Raw genomic sequence first — 13805 nt, forward strand, 5'->3', positions numbered from 1 at the left:
CATTCGCGGCCCGCCTCGAGCGCGCCCGACATGCGGTTTTCCCTTAATTCATAGCCCGATTGATCCGCGGGATCATTTCGTCTCCCGCTTGGGCTGTGCCATCCAACTCTCGATTTTGAGGACCGGTCGCCGACACGGCGCCGAGCGATTAAAATGACTCGCAAGAAGCTCGATTTCCGCGCCGATGCCTATCGCCATGTGCTCGGCTTTGTTTTCCATCATTGGCGCCATCGGCCAGTATTGGTGGGCATCATCATCGTGTTGGTCATTGCCAGCACCCTGGCCGAAGTCATGGTGCCGGTGTTTTCCGGCCGGATCGTCGATGCCATTGCCGGCGGCGATGCGGCTGGCCGGGCGCTGCGTGCTTTCGTCATCGTCGTGGCACTGGGCCTGACCAGCGTGGCACTGCGCTGGTTCATCTTCAACGGCATTATCCGGCTGACGCTGCGCACCATGGCGGATGTGACGAATAACGGTTTCCATAAGGTGCAGCGGTTCTCGACCGACTGGCACGCCAACAGCTTTGCCGGTTCGACGGTGCGCAAGATCACCCGTGGCATGTGGGCGCTCGACCAGCTCAACGACCTGCTGCTGGTCGCCCTGCTGCCGTCCATCGTCATGCTGGTCGGCGCAAGCATCGTGCTCGGCAGCTATTGGCCGATCATGGGCCTGATCGTTGCTGCCGGGTCGCTGATCTATATCGGCGTGACCGTGGCGCTTTCCATGGGCTTCGTGTCGCCGGCGGCACGGCTTGCCAATGCTTGGGACACCAAGCTGGGCGGCGCGCTGGCGGATGCCATCAGCTGCAATTCGGTGGTCAAGGCCTTCGGCGCCGAAGGCCGCGAAGAGGTGCGCCTGCGCCACGTGATGGCGAAATGGGACAGCCGCACGCGGCGGACATGGAAGCGCGGCACATTGAGCGGCACAATCCAGGGTTTCCTGATGGTTTCCATGCAGGCCGGCATTCTGGGAACGGGCCTGATCATGTGGCGGCAGGGGCTGGCGACGCCTGGCGACATCACCTTCGTGCTGGCGATGTTCTTCGTCCTGCAGGGCTATCTGCGCAATGTCGGCCAGGACATCCGCAATCTGCAGCGTGCCGTCAACGACATGGAGGAACTGGTGCTGCTCGACAAGATGCCGCTCGGCATCGAGGACAAGCCGAACGCCAAGCCGATCGAGATTGGCGAGGGCGAGATCGTCTTCGATCGCATCACCTTCCAGTATGGCGCGCATCCCACCCCGCTTTATGAGGATTTCTCGGTCACCATCAAGCCGGGTGAGCGCGTCGGCCTGGTCGGGCATTCGGGCTCGGGCAAGACGACCTTCGTCAAGCTCATCCAGCGCCTCTATGACGTCAACTCGGGCGAAATCCGCATCGACGGACAGGATATCGCGGCGGTCAAGCAATCCAGTCTGCGCGGCCAGATCGCCATCGTGCAACAGGAGCCTATCCTGTTCCACCGCACGCTGGCGGAAAACATCGCCTATAGCCGGCCTAACGCCTCGCGGCGCGAGATCGTGCAGGCGGCGAAACAGGCGAGTGCCCACGACTTCATCATGGGCCTTCCCAAGGGCTATGAGACGATGGTGGGGGAACGCGGCGTCAAGCTGTCGGGCGGCGAGCGGCAGCGTGTCGCCATTGCCCGTGCCTTCCTGGCCGATGCACCGGTGCTGATCTTGGACGAGGCGACGTCGAGCCTCGACAGCGAGAGCGAGGTGCAGATCCAGCAGGCCATGGAACGCCTGATGAACGGCCGCACGACGCTGGTCATCGCCCACCGGCTGTCCACGGTAAGGGCGCTGGACCGGCTGCTGGTCTTCGACAAGGGAAAGATCGTCGAGGAAGGCGATCACCAAGCGCTGATCAGGCTCAATAACGGTATCTATCGCCGGCTGTTCGAACGGCAGGCACTGGAACTGACCAAGGGTCTGGTGGCGTAACCGAAACACGACAGCGCCGCGCGTCTTTTCGAGAGCCGCGGCGCTCTAGCACTTTCAATTGCTGATGCTACGTCCTGCGATACAGGAAATAGCGGCCTTCCTTGATGCCGTCTGGCAGCGGCAGCGCCATCAGCTCGGGATGCTCCAGCGGCAGCCCGCTGACGGCGATGCCGTCATGGGCGAGCACGCCGGCCATCAGCTGCGGCAGCCAGGTCAGCGTCACCGCGTCGATCTCGTCATGACCGGTGCCGATATCGGCATGGGCAAGGGCTGCGCCGATGCCGACGAAGGCCTGGCCGGACTCGCGGATATTGCCGGTCACCATGTCTTCTGCCGATGGTGTCGAGGCCGAATAGGAACGGACTTCCCAGTCGAAAGCGACGATGCGCCTGCCGGGAAAGTTCTCGCGCAGGTGATCATAGGTGCGGCCGTTGCCGAGGCCGAACTCCAGCACCGGGCCTGGCGTTTCCCCCACCAGATCGATGATCGAGTTCAAAATGTCGCGTTGAGCCGTCAACCGGCGAATGAAGCTGTCGAGGCGGCTCATCTAATCTATATCCGTCATGAAATCGTCGGCGGTCCAGGAGGAATTCCAGCAAAAGTGCGAGAGCGGTTTTGCGTCCGGAATTGCGTAAAAACAAAAAGATAGCGCATTTCCGTACGTCCGAAAAAGCACGAAATGCTCTAACACATGAAACCTTGCCAAGTCGATTGCCGTAAATGGGAATTGGCGTTGCAGTGGCGACATGGGTCTGTGCTAAGCTGGACGATATGAAAACCGTGACCGACGAAACCTTCTTTGCCGAAGTGCCGCTCTTCAGCGAATTCGAGGGCGTGACCGACGCCGCCAATTACCGGCCGCTGCCGGACGGATGGGTGCTGGCGCTGGCCGACATCGTCGGCTCGACGCCGGCGATCGCCGCCGGCCGCTACAAGGACGTCAACATGGCGGGCGCCAGCGTCATATCGGCGGTGTTGAATTCCGTCGGCAAGGGCGACTATCCCTTCGTCTTCGGCGGCGACGGCGCGCTGATCGCGCTTCCGGGCTCGCTGGAAAAGGCAGCGCGCGACGCCCTTGCCGCCGTGCAGGTCTGGGTCGAGGAGGATCTCGGCCTGACGCTGCGCATCGCCATCGTGCCGGTCGCCGACACCCGCGCCGAGGGCCTCGACGTTCGCGTCGCACGTTACTCCGCAAGCCCTTATGTCACCTATGCGATGTTCTGGGGCGGCGGCACCAGCTGGGCCGAAAGACAAATGAAGCTCGGCCGCTACGGTATCGATCGCGCGGCCCCGGGAACGCGCCCGGATCTCACCGGCCTTTCCTGCCGCTGGAGCCCGATCGACGCCAGGCACGGCGAGGTCGTCTCGATCATCGCGGTTCCTGGCGAGGGCCGGCCGGGGCAGGAATTCCGGGACCTCGTCAACGGCATCGTCTCCATCACCACCGAGCAGAACCGGGACAGCCATCCGGTGCCGGCGGATGGTCCGAACCTTGCCTTTTCGCTGCACGGCATCAACCGCGAAGCCAAGGCCACCGCGCCGGCTGGCCGGCGATTGCGGCAGAAGCTCATCATCTTCCTGCAGCTCGCCATCACCGTCGTGTGCTACAAGCTCGGCATTCCGCTCGGCCGCTTCGATGCCCGCCGCTACAAGCGCGACGTCGCCGGCAATTCCGACTTCCGCAAGTTCGATGACGGGCTGAAGATGACGATCGACGTCGACGCCGAACATTTGAAACGGATCGAGACGCTACTGGAAGCGGCACGCGCCAAGGGCATTGCCCGCTACGGCCTGCATCGGCAGGCCTCGGCGCTGATGACCTGCTTCGTGCCGACGCCGATCTCGCGCGATCACATGCATTTCATCGACGGCGCGGCCGGCGGTTATGCGGTGGCCGCAAGCCGGATGACCGGCAAGGTGCTTGCGACAGCGCCGCATCAAACGTGATTGTCCGAAGAAAAATAAACCCGTCGCTTTGACGGCGACGGGCTGATCTCGCATCGGTTCAGGCAAAGACTTTATCGTGAACGGCAGCGGCCGGTTCGGGTGGTTTCCTTGTCGCCGTCATCGTAGGCAATACCAATCTTCTCGCCCCCAAGCGAGGTGATCTTCCCTGCATACCAATCGCCGGCACCCTTGTAGTTGCACTCGACCTTCATCCCGATGACCCAGTTGTAAGGACGCACATCGCTCAAAGGAACGGTTTCCCTATCGCCGTCATCATATCGGATGGTGACCTTCCCGCCGGAGGTGTTGTCGATAACGCCAGGGAACCAATAACCGGCTCCCTTCCAGTTTCCGAGAACCCAGTCGCCCTTCGTCTGCGCAGATGCGACAGAAGCGCCGGAGCACATGACACCGATTGCGATAGCCGCAGCAACAAAACTCTTCAAGATAGTCCTCCCTCGGAACTCACCCAATCCGCCCCCGAAATGGTCGTGGCAAGGTCGGCAGCTTAAAGCGCGGGGATGAAGCCTGCCTTAACAACAAGAAGCCGCGCGGATCAGTATAAGAGGCCGTAGCACTTTGAGTTGCCGCATAATGCAGCAACGTTTCCGTCATGCCTTGATGACGTGATCGGCCGAAAGGCCGAGCCGGTTGAAGACGTTGCGCGTGTCGACGATCAACGAGGCACTTTTTGCGAGCGCCGCATAATCCACCCTGTCGTGATCGGTCGCGACCAGCACAGCATCGTAGCCGGCAATGGTATCAGGCGTCAGCGCCACCGATTTGCGGCCCTTCAGCGCCTGGTATTCGCGCGTCGGCGGGATCTCGGCGACGAAGGGATCATGATAATCCGCGTGTCCGCCACGCTCCTCGATGATCTCGATCAACCGCAGCGACGGGCTTTCGCGAATATCGGCGACGTTCTTCTTGTAGGCAAGCCCGAGCACCAGCACCTTGCTGCGGCTCAGCGCCTTGCCGGCGCGGATGTCGAGTGCTTCGGCGAGCTTGCCGACGACGTAACGCGGCATTGCCGAATTGATCTCGCCGGCGAGCTCGATGAAGCGGGTCGGCAGCTCGTATTCGCGCGATTTCCAGGTGAGGTAGAAAGGATCAATCGGGATGCAATGGCCGCCAAGGCCGGGGCCGGGATAGAAGGGCATGTAGCCGAAGGGCTTGGTCTTGGCCGCGTCGATCACTTCCCAGACGTCGATGCCCATGGCCGCATAGACGGTCTTCAGCTCGTTGACGAGGGCGATGTTGACCGAGCGGAAGATGTTTTCGGTGAGCTTCACGGCCTCGGCCGTGGCATTCGACGAGACCGGAACGACGGATGATACCGCCGCGCCATAGAAAGCCTTCATCAGCGCCAGCGCCTCGGGCCCGTCGCCGGCGACGACCTTGGGGATGGTGGCGGTATGATAATGCTGGTTGCCGGGATCCTCGCGCTCCGGCGAGAAGCCAACGAAAAAGTCCGAGCGGGATTTCAGCCCGGTGCCTTCGAGAATGACCTTCACCACGTCGTCGGTCGTGCCGGGATAGGTGGTCGATTCCAGCACGACGAGCTGACCGGGGCGCAAATGCGCGGCGATCGAGCGCGACGTCGCCTCGACGAAGGAAAGATCGGGATCGCGATGCTTGGTCAGCGGCGTCGGCACGCAGATGATGATGACGTCGCACTCGCCAAGGCCGGCGAAATCGGTCGTCGCCTTGAAGCGTCCCGCATCGATCTCGGCCGACAACGCCGCGTCGCTCACCGCGTCGATATAGGAGCGGCGGGCATCGAGAGCCACCATCTTCCCGGGATCGATGTCGAAGCCGGTGACGGCAAAGCCGCTACGCGCCACCGCCATCGCCAGCGGCAGGCCGACATAACCGAGGCCGATGATGCCGGCACGGGCCGCGCGGGTTTCGATCTTCTGCAAAAGCGTATCGAAGGGGGAGATGGCCAAGGCGGGATCTTTCGAACGGGAACAGGGAAAGCTGATCTAATGCATGCTCCAGGCAAATTAAACCCAGGCCCCGTCTCTCCGCGTACGACAGGAGCTGAAAAACAGGGCCGCGACCCCTTGCGATGCTTATCGGGTGTGGCCGACCGGGTGTGGCCGAAATGACTAAGGCCGCTCCCTTCGCTGCAACTTGAGCGCACAAAAAAATGCGCATCCCATTGTTTCGCATTTGCAGCATCCCTATTTTGACTTTTGATAATGAACCACCGCGAAAGGACTACCCGTCCGATCCCGCTATGGGGGAACTGAGGGGCGCCGCTGCCGGGCTTTCGGCAGATCGTTGACACAATAATACCGCTCGTACATCCTGATTTCCTTGTGACCTGCGCATGAAAATGTGCCGGCCGGGGGACTTTTGGCTCTTGGGGATGGCGTGCCTTATGAGGATCATACCGAGAATGAGCACGATCGAATCCAGCGTGTCCTCCATCCTGTTGGACCGGGTCGCTGAATGGCTGACGAACTCTTCGCTGGCCGGAGACGAGCTTGAAAACATCGTCCGCGGTTTCTGCGAAAGGCTCACTGCTGCGGGCCTGCCACTTGCGCGCGTGCATCTTTCCTTCTCGATGCTGCACCCGCTCTACGATGCGCTGAGCTTCACCTGGCGGCGCGCCAGCGGCGTCACCATCGAGGGCTTCCGCATGCCCGCCGGGCAGAAGCCGGACCGCTTCCTGCAGAGCCCTTATTATTACCTGCTCGACAACAATCTGCAGCACATCCGCCGCCGGCTGATGCAGGATGGGCCGAACGAGTTCCCGATTTTCGAGGACCTGCGCAAGGACAGCATCACCGACTATCTCGCCTTCGTGCAGCCCTTCGGCGACGGCTCGGTGCAGGGCATGATGGGCTCCTGGTCGACCGACCATCACACCGGCTTTTCCGACGACATGATCGACGCGCTGCTCAGGATGCAGAACCATCTGGCGGTCGCCGCCAAGATGGCCGTGCTCGGCAAGCTCGCCAACAACATGCTGACCACCTATCTTGGTGGCGACGCCGGCAAGCGGGTGCTGAACGGCCAGATCCGCCGGGGCGACGGTGAGACGATCCGCGCGGCCCTTGTCATGGGCGACATGCGCGAATCCACCGTCTATGCCGAAAAGGAAGGCCGGCAGGCCTATATCGACACGCTGAACCAGTTCTTCGACGCGATCGCCGCCCCCTTCAACCGCAATGGCGGCGAGATCCTGAGTTTCCTCGGCGACGGCTTTCTCGCCGTCTATCCCTGTGGACGCCATAAGGACCCATCGAAAATTGCCTGCGAGGCGGCTCTTTCGGCCGTCCATCAGGCGCAGGCGCGGGTTGCCGAGCTCAACAGGGACCGCGAGCAGAAGGGCCTGACCAGGGTCGGCTACGGCATCGGCCTGCATGTCGGCAACGTCATGTTCGGCAATGTCGGCCTCAAGGACCGCCTGACCTTCTCCGCCTTCGGCTCGGCGGTCAACGAGGTGCAACGCCTGCAGATCCTGACCAAGAAATACGGCCGCGAGGTCGTCGCCAGCCAGGCCTTCGCCGGCTATTGCGGCGGCGAATGGACGACGCTCGGCGAAGAGAAGCTGCGCGGCATCCGCCAGAAGGTGACGGTGCTGCAGCCGCGCGCGCCGGCGCCGGCGATCAACGTCGACGAGAGCTTCCGCGAGGCCGTGCAGAACGGACTTTCAGAAGCCGAGCAGGTCATTCTCCTGCATCGTGACGCCAAGAAACAGGTCGAGCGCACCAGCATGGAGAAATTCATCCAGTAAGAGCTCAGAACCCCAGTCAGAATCTGCGCGTCTCGCCCGGGGAACTTCGGCGGGACATGCTGGTTTATCTATGATTGTCATCAGCTAGACACCCCGTTTGCGGTACGCTAGTGTGCCTTAACGGGAACATAGAAGACTGGGGAATTTCATTGGTATGGCGTCTGCAGCGGATCTGTTGCGTATTGAAAATCTCGACGTCTCCTTCTCGGTTTTCGGTGACCGGCTACGCGTCGTAAAGCAAGCCAATCTTCGCATTCTTCCGGGCAAGGTCACCGCTCTCGTCGGTGAATCCGGCTCCGGAAAATCGGTGATCAGCCAGTCGATCATGGGCATCCTGCCCAATCCGGCCAAGGCCTCGGGCAGCATCCTGTTCACCGATCCGCTCGACGGCAGCACGACCGATATCCTGTCCTTTCCGCGCGACAGCGAGGAAATGCGCGACCTGCGCGGCCGCCGCATGGCGACGATCTTCCAGGAGCCGATGACCTCGCTGTCGCCGCTCCATACGATCGGCAATCAGATCAGCGAAGTGCTGCTGATCCATACCGAAGCCGACAAGCAGGAAGCCCGTGAAAAGACCGAGGAGATGCTTGGGCTGGTCGGCTTCTCCAATCCACATCGCACCTACGACATGTATCCGTTCGAACTGTCCGGCGGCATGCGCCAGCGCGCGATGATCGCCATGGCGCTGATCTGCAAGCCGGCGCTCTTGATCGCCGACGAGCCGACGACTGCGCTCGACGTGACGATCCAGGCGCAGATCCTCGAACTGCTCCGCGAGCTGCAGGCCAAGCTCGGCATGGCGATGCTGCTCATCACCCACGATCTCGGCATCGTCGCCAACATGGCCGACGAGGTGGTCGTCATCTATCACGGCGAGATCATGGAAGCAGGACCGGTCGAGGATATCTTCCGCAATCCGCAGCATCCCTATCTCAAAGGCCTGATGGCCGCCGTCCCGCATTTCGACATGAAACCCGGCGAGCGGCTGAAAGCGCTGCGGGAGGTAACGGTCAATCTCGAGTCCCTCGTCGGCAAGAAGAAGCCGCTCCAGGCAGAGGCGCCGGGCATCCTGCTTTCCGTCGCCAATCTCTCGAAGACCTACAAGACGCGCAAGCGCAGTTTCTTCGGCAAGCATGAAGCCACCGTCCTGCGCGCCGTCGACGACGTCAGCTTCGACATCCGCCGCGGCGAATGTCTGGGCCTGGTGGGCGAGTCCGGCTGCGGCAAGACGACGCTCAGCAAGATCCTGATGCGCGCCATCACGCCGGACAGCGGCGCAGTGGTGTTCAACGACGGCAAGGAGGTCGTCGACGTCCTCTCCGTCAAAGGCGCCGAACTGCAGGACATGCGGACCAAGATCCAGATGGTGTTCCAGGACCCGGTCTCCTCGCTCTCGCCGCGCATGACGGTGCGCAACATCCTGAGTGAACCGCTGGAAATCCATGACCGCGGCGACAGCGACGAGCGCAAACGCAAGGTCGAAGGGCTGATGGCGGCAATCGGCCTCGACAAGCGTTATCTCAGCCGTTACCCGCACAGTTTTTCGGGCGGCCAGCGCCAGCGCATCGGTATCGCGCGGGCGCTCGCGCTCGGCCCGAAGCTCGTCATCCTCGACGAGCCGGTCTCGGCGCTTGACGTCTCCGTGCAGGCGCAGATCCTCAACCTGTTGAAGGACCTGCAGAAAGAGCTGGGGCTTACTTATCTGTTCATTTCGCACAATCTCGCCGTCGTCGATTACATGGCCGACCGCATCGCGGTGATGTGCAAGGGCCGCATCGTCGAGATCGCGCCGCGCGAGATCATCCTGCGCGATCCGGTGCACCCCTATACGAAATCGCTGCTCGCCGCCGTCCCCTTCCCCGATCTCGACCGGCCGCTCGATTTCAAGGCGCTCAGGGAAAACGGCGCCGCCGACAAGCAGAACTGGGGCGCGACCTTCACCGCCGAGCATGACGACGCTTCCGAACTTGCCTATGCCGACCTCGGCGACGGCCATCTGGTGCGCGCCCGCAAAGGCGCCGATGCCAAGGAGTTGCGCTGATGGTGACGCGTCGCATTTTTCTCGGCGGCCTCGTCGGCGCGGCGATCGCGCCCGCGGTGCTTCGCGCCGGACAGGTCGGCGAGCCGGAATTCCTGAAGGAGCGGCTGACATCAGGCAGCCTGCCGCCGATGGCGGAGCGCATTCCCGTCCGCCCGCGTATCGTCAATCTGAAGGAGATGGGGCTCGAACCCGGTGCCTACGGCGGCACGGTGCGCACCATCATCGGCAGCCAGCGCGACATCCGCTTCATGACGATCTACGGCTATGCCCGCCTGGTCGGCTACAACAAGCACCTGCAGTTCCAGCCGGACATCCTGGCCGGTTTCCAGTCCGAGGACGACACGGTCTTCACCTTCACACTGCGCGAGGGCCATAAATGGTCCGACGGCCAGCCGTTTACGGCTGACGATTTCCGCTACTGGTGGGAAGACGTCATCCTGAACGACAAGCTGACGCCCGGCGGCGGCGCGCTAGAGCTTCGTCCGCACGGCAGCCTGCCGCGCTTCGAGATGCTCGATCCGCTGACCGTGCGCTACACCTGGGAAAAACCCAACCCGATGTTCCTGCCGACGCTGGCAGGCCCGCAGCCGCTCGTCATCTTCGGCCCTGGTCATTATCTCAAGCAGTTCCACAAGAAATTCCAGCCGGACCAAGCGAAGATGGACGAGCTGATGAAGACCTACCGCGTCAAGAAATGGCAGGATCTGCACATCAAGATGGCGCGTTCCTACCGTCCGGAAAATCCGAACCTGCCGACGCTCGATCCCTGGCGCAATACGACGCCGCTGCCGTCCGAGCAGTTCGTCTTCGAGCGCAACCCGTTCTTCCACCGCATCGACGAGACCGGCAGGCAGCTACCCTATCTCGACCGCTTCATCCTCAACGTCTCCTCCTCATCGATCATCGCCGCCAAGGCGGGGGCAGGCGAAGCCGACCTGCAGGTGACCGGCATCGATTTCAACGACTACACCTTCCTGAAGGAGGCCGAGAAGCGCTTCCCGGTGAAGGTCAATCTCTGGAAGCTCGCGCGCGGCTCGCGCATCACGCTGCTGCCGAACCTCAACTGTGCTGACGAAGTGTGGCGCGGCCTTTTCCGCGACGTCCGCCTGCGCCGCGCTTTGTCGTTGGCGATCGACCGGCACGAGGTCAACATGGTCGCCTTCTACGGCCTCGGCACGCCAAGCGCCGATACCGTCCTGCCCGATAGCCCGCTCTTCAAGCAGGAATATGCCGATGCCTTCGTGAAGTTCGATCCCGACGAGGCCAACCGCCTGCTCGACGAACTCGGCTTGACCAAACGCGGTGACGACGGCATTCGGCTGCTGCCGGACGGGCGTCGCGCCGAGATCACCGTCGAGACCGCCGGCGAGAGCAATCTCGACACCGACGTGCTGGAACTGGTGCGAGATCACTGGGCCAATATCGGCCTGGCGCTCTATACCCGGACCTCGCAGCGCGATGTCTTCCGCAATCGCGCCATGAGCGGTTCGATCATGATGTCGATCTGGTACGGCCTCGACAATGGCGTCCCGACGGCCGACATGTCGCCGGCCGGCCTTGCGCCGACACTCGACGATCAGTTGCAATGGCCGCTCTGGGGCATGCATTACCTCTCCGCCGGCCAGGAGGGGGTCGCACCCGACCTGCCGGAGGCAGCCGAGCTGGTCAACCTGCTCAGCCAATGGGGCTCGACGGCGAAATTCGAGGAGCGCCAGGTGATCTGGCACAAGATGCTGTCGCTCTATACGCAGCAGGTATTCTCGATCGGCCTCATCAACAGCACGCTGCAGCCGATCCTTCGCGCTGCCAAGCTGCAGAACCTGCCGGAGAGAGCGCTCTACGGCTTCGATCCCACCTCCTATCTCGGCGTCTACATGCCGGATGCATTCTGGTACAAGGAGGCCTGAGGCGTGCTCAGATACATTCTCTGGCGCATCGCCGCCATGGTGCCGACGCTCTTCGTCATTTCGGCGCTGGTTTTCACGATTATCGAGCTGCCGCCCGGCGACTTCTTCGAGAGCCAGATCGCCGAGCTGCGTGCCTCCGGCGAGACCGCCAACCTCCAGGAAATCGAGGAGATGCGCCAGCAATACGGCTTCGACAAGCCGGAGATCGTGCGTTATTTCTACTGGGTCGGCGGCATGCTGCACGGCGATTTCGGCTATTCCTTCGAATATCAGCTGCCGGTCTCCGACGTGGTCGGCGATCGCCTCTGGCTGACGATGCTCGTCTCCTTCACGACGATCCTGCTCACCTGGCTGATCGCCTTTCCGATCGGCATCTATTCGGCCACGCACCAGTACAGTTGGGGTGATTACGGGCTGACGTTCCTCGGCCTGCTCGGCATCGCCATTCCGAACTTCATGCTGGCGCTGATCCTGATGTATTTCGCCAATATCTGGTTCGGCATCTCGATCGGCCATCTGATGGACCAGCAATATATCTCGGCGCCGATGAGCTGGGAGAAGGCGCGGTCGATCCTCTCTCACCTGTGGATCCCTGTGATCATCGTCGGCACGGCCGGCACGGCCGGCATGATCCGGCGGCTGCGTGCCAACCTGCTCGACGAGATGCAGAAGCAGTATGTCGTCACCGCCCGTGCCAAGGGCCTGCCGCCGCTGAAGGCGCTGGTCAAATATCCGCTGCGCATGGCGCTCAACTTCTTCGTCGCCGATATCGGCTCGATCCTGCCGTCGATCATCTCGGGCGCCGAGATCGTCGCGATCGTGCTGTCGCTGGAAACGACGGGGCCGATGCTCATCAAGGCGCTGCAGAGCCAGGACATGTATCTCGCCGGTTCCTTCCTGATGTTCCTGGCCTTCCTCAACGTCATCGGCGTGCTGATCTCCGACATCGCGCTCGGCTTCCTCGATCCCCGCATCCGTCTGCAAGGCAGGAGCACCAAATAATGTCGCCCCTTCCCGCACCCGGCGCGCCGCTGCCGCATTACGTCTCGACCGCGCCTTTCGATCCCCTTGCGACCGAATCGATGACGGCGGCGCAATCGCGCATTCATCTCGCCTCGCAGAAGCAGCTGATGTGGTGGAAATTCAAGCAGCACAAGCTGGCCTTGATCTCCGGCATCTTTCTCGCCGTCGTCTACCTGATGATCCTGATCGTCGAGTTCCTGGCGCCCTACGGCCTGCACACGCGCAATGTCGATTTCATCCACGCGCCGCCGCAACCCATCCACTTCTTCGACAAGGGCAGCTTCGTCGGTCCCTTCGTTTACGGCCGCAGCATGACGCTCGATCTCGACACGCTGCATCGTGTCTATACGGATAGGCCGAACGACGTGCAGCCAATCCGATTCTTCTGCCGCGGCGATGCCTACAAATTCTGGGGCGTTGTTGCCTCGAACTATCATCTCGTCTGCCCGGCGATCGGCGGGCAGATGTTCCTGCTCGGCACCGACCGGCTCGGCCGTGACGTGCTCTCGCGCATCCTCTACGGCGCGCGGATATCGCTGACCATCGGTCTGATCGGCATTTCGATCAGCTTCGTGCTCGGTATCGTCATTGGCGGCCTTGCCGGTTATCGTGGCGGCATTTTCGATCTCATCGTCCAGCGCCTGATCGAAGTGCTGCAATCGCTGCCGAGCCTGCCGCTCTGGATGGCGCTGGCCGCCATCATGCCGGTAACGTGGAGCCCGATCGTCATCTATTTCGGCATCACCGTCATCCTCGGCATCATCGACTGGACGGGGCTCGCGCGTGCCGTGCGCTCCAAACTCCTGGCGCTGCGCGAGGAGGATTATGTCCAGGCCGCACAGCTGATGGGTGCCAGCACGCCACGCATCATCGGCCGGCACCTGGTGCCGGGCTTCATGTCGCATCTCATTGCTTCGGCGACGATTTCGATCCCCGGCATGATCCTTGGAGAGACCGCGCTCTCCTTCCTCGGCCTCGGCCTTCGTCCGCCGATCACCAGCTGGGGCATTCTGCTGACCGAGGCAAAAAGCGTCAGCGTCATCGCCTTCTATCCATGGCTGCTCTATCCGATCATTCCTGTTGTTCTTGTCATTTTGGCGTTCAACTTTCTGGGAGACGGCTTGCGTGATGCGGCAGATCCCTACAAATAGCAGGAAACGCGGCGGCGCATCACGGCACCGCCCCCACCTCT

The 13805-nt window shown here is 62.1% G+C and carries 10 protein-coding genes; 7 read left to right on the plus strand and 3 right to left on the minus strand.

The features are described from left to right. The first annotated feature begins 153 nt into the window (after positions 1 to 153). On the plus strand, positions 154 to 1944 hold the full coding sequence (locus G9X67_RS03950; RefSeq protein ID WP_171598141.1) for an ABC transporter ATP-binding protein: 1791 nt from the start codon (positions 154 to 156) through the stop codon (positions 1942 to 1944). 67 nt (positions 1945 to 2011) lie between these two features. Here G9X67_RS03950 and G9X67_RS03955 read toward each other — a convergent pair whose 3' ends face one another. Continuing rightward, positions 2012 to 2491 carry a class I SAM-dependent methyltransferase gene (locus tag G9X67_RS03955; RefSeq protein ID WP_138331579.1) on the minus strand — a complete coding sequence of 160 codons (480 nt, stop codon included), beginning with the start codon at positions 2489 to 2491 and terminating at the stop codon, positions 2012 to 2014. Positions 2492 to 2664: 173 nt separating this feature from the next. On the opposite strand from G9X67_RS03955, the gene G9X67_RS03960 reads away from it, so the two are divergent. Continuing rightward, on the plus strand, positions 2665 to 3891 hold the full coding sequence (locus G9X67_RS03960; RefSeq protein WP_171598142.1) for a DUF3095 domain-containing protein: 1227 nt from the start codon (positions 2665 to 2667) through the stop codon (positions 3889 to 3891). Positions 3892 to 3962: 71 nt separating this feature from the next. Here G9X67_RS03960 and G9X67_RS03965 read toward each other — a convergent pair whose 3' ends face one another. Further along, a complete protein-coding gene (locus G9X67_RS03965) occupies positions 3963 to 4337 on the minus strand; it encodes a tudor domain-containing protein (protein ID WP_138331576.1) in 375 nt (124 codons plus the stop codon). Positions 4338 to 4502: 165 nt separating this feature from the next. Continuing rightward, positions 4503 to 5840: a nucleotide sugar dehydrogenase gene (locus G9X67_RS03970; protein WP_138389787.1), complete on the minus strand. Its 1338-nt coding sequence runs from the start codon at positions 5838 to 5840 to the stop codon at positions 4503 to 4505. Positions 5841 to 6295: 455 nt separating this feature from the next. Here G9X67_RS03970 and G9X67_RS03975 point away from each other — a divergent pair, with 455 nt between their 5' ends. From G9X67_RS03975 to G9X67_RS03995, 5 genes are all read left to right on the plus strand, one after another. Continuing rightward, positions 6296 to 7639: an adenylate/guanylate cyclase domain-containing protein gene (locus G9X67_RS03975; RefSeq protein WP_138389788.1), complete on the plus strand. Its 1344-nt coding sequence runs from the start codon at positions 6296 to 6298 to the stop codon at positions 7637 to 7639. A gap of 154 nt (positions 7640 to 7793) precedes the next feature. After that, a complete protein-coding gene (locus G9X67_RS03980; RefSeq protein ID WP_138331573.1) occupies positions 7794 to 9683 on the plus strand; it encodes an ABC transporter ATP-binding protein in 1890 nt (629 codons plus the stop codon). Continuing rightward, positions 9683 to 11590, plus strand: coding sequence for an ABC transporter substrate-binding protein (locus G9X67_RS03985; protein WP_171598143.1), 1908 nt, complete (start codon positions 9683 to 9685; stop codon positions 11588 to 11590). Before G9X67_RS03980 ends, G9X67_RS03985 begins: the two co-directional genes overlap by 1 nt. A gap of 3 nt (positions 11591 to 11593) precedes the next feature. Further along, the gene (locus G9X67_RS03990; protein WP_003548391.1) at positions 11594 to 12592 is read left to right on the plus strand and encodes an ABC transporter permease; all 999 of its coding nucleotides are present in this window, start codon (positions 11594 to 11596) and stop codon (positions 12590 to 12592) included. Then, positions 12592 to 13764, plus strand: a complete 1173-nt coding sequence (locus G9X67_RS03995) for an ABC transporter permease (RefSeq protein ID WP_164067319.1) — start codon at positions 12592 to 12594, stop codon at positions 13762 to 13764. Before G9X67_RS03990 ends, G9X67_RS03995 begins: the two co-directional genes overlap by 1 nt. Positions 13765 to 13805: the final 41 nt, after the last annotated feature.

The sequence above is a fragment of the Rhizobium sp. WYCCWR 11152 genome (assembly GCF_013087615.1).
In the GTDB taxonomy this organism is placed as follows: Bacteria; Pseudomonadota; Alphaproteobacteria; order Rhizobiales; family Rhizobiaceae; genus Rhizobium; species Rhizobium indicum.

What these genes read in the sequence shown, in the direction of transcription:
- G9X67_RS03950 (WP_171598141.1), top strand. Translation starts at nt 154, where the DNA reads ATGACTCGCAAGAAGCTCGATTTCCGCGCCGATGCCTATCGCCATGTG.
- G9X67_RS03955 (WP_138331579.1), bottom strand. Translation starts at nt 2,491, where the DNA reads ATGAGCCGCCTCGACAGCTTCATTCGCCGGTTGACGGCTCAACGCGAC.
- G9X67_RS03960 (WP_171598142.1), top strand. Translation starts at nt 2,665, where the DNA reads ATGGGAATTGGCGTTGCAGTGGCGACATGGGTCTGTGCTAAGCTGGAC.
- G9X67_RS03975 (WP_138389788.1), top strand. Translation starts at nt 6,296, where the DNA reads ATGAGCACGATCGAATCCAGCGTGTCCTCCATCCTGTTGGACCGGGTC.
- G9X67_RS03980 (WP_138331573.1), top strand. Translation starts at nt 7,794, where the DNA reads ATGGCGTCTGCAGCGGATCTGTTGCGTATTGAAAATCTCGACGTCTCC.
- G9X67_RS03985 (WP_171598143.1), top strand. Translation starts at nt 9,683, where the DNA reads ATGGTGACGCGTCGCATTTTTCTCGGCGGCCTCGTCGGCGCGGCGATC.
- G9X67_RS03995 (WP_164067319.1), top strand. Translation starts at nt 12,592, where the DNA reads ATGTCGCCCCTTCCCGCACCCGGCGCGCCGCTGCCGCATTACGTCTCG.